The organism is Streptosporangium nondiastaticum, assembly GCF_003011965.1.
In the GTDB taxonomy this organism is placed as follows: Bacteria; Actinomycetota; Actinomycetes; order Streptomycetales; family Streptomycetaceae; genus Streptomyces; species Streptomyces nondiastaticus.
In genome coordinates, this window is the sequence record NZ_PXWG01000326.1 from 1 (window position 1) to 788 (window position 788).

Consider the following 788-nt stretch of genomic DNA (forward strand, 5'->3'; position numbering starts at 1 on the left):
GCCGCCCCGCGCCGGGCGTCGCCCGCTCCGGGGCCCTGCCCGGGCCCGGGGTGGCTGCTCCCCGCCCCCGCGGCGGCGCCGCCCTGCCCGGGGAAGGGAGCCCTGCCGGTGTTCGCCGGGCTGTCCTGTCCGAGGAAGGCGGAGGTGCCGCCGCTCTGGCCCGGGTGGTTGTTTGCCGGGCCCGCGGGTGCGGCGCTGTTGCCCTGTCCGGGGAAGATCGGCGCGGCACCGGGGTGGCGGCCGTTCTCCGCGCCCACCGGTGCGGCGTTGTTGCCCTGCGCCGGGAAGGGTGCTGCTCCGCCGGTGGCCGCCGGGGCGTCCTGTCCGAGGAAGGCGGAGGTGCCGCCGCCCTGGCCCGGGTGGCTGTTTCCTGCGCCTGCAGGTGCGGGGCCGCCGCCCTGTCCGGGGAAGGCCGGCGCGGCACCGGGATGGCGGCCGTTCTCCGCTCCCGCGGTGCTGTTGCCCTGGCCCGGGAAGGCCGGCGCACCGCCGGGGCGGCCGTTCTCCCCGCCTGCGGGTGCGGGGCCGCTCTGCCCGGGGAAGGCCGGTGCGCCGACCGGGCGGCCGCTCTCCGTACCTGCCGGCGTCGGGCCGCCCCGGCCCGGGAAGGGTGCGTCGCCGCCCCGGCCCGGCCGTTCGGGCTCGGTGCCGAGGAAGGAGGCCGTGCCGCCGCGGGCGTTCTGGGCCGGGGCCGTGAAGCGGCCCGCGTCGCCCCGCTCGTGGTGCGGGTCTCCGGGGCCCGGGTACGGCGCCGCGCCCGCCGGGGGCTCGTCGTCCGCGGGCTTGCA

1 pseudogene is annotated in these 788 nt (G+C 81.5%); it reads right to left on the reverse strand.

From position 1 onward, the window contains the following. Nucleotides 1–788: pseudogene (locus tag B7P34_RS37980) on the reverse strand (hypothetical protein); the annotation flags it as partial.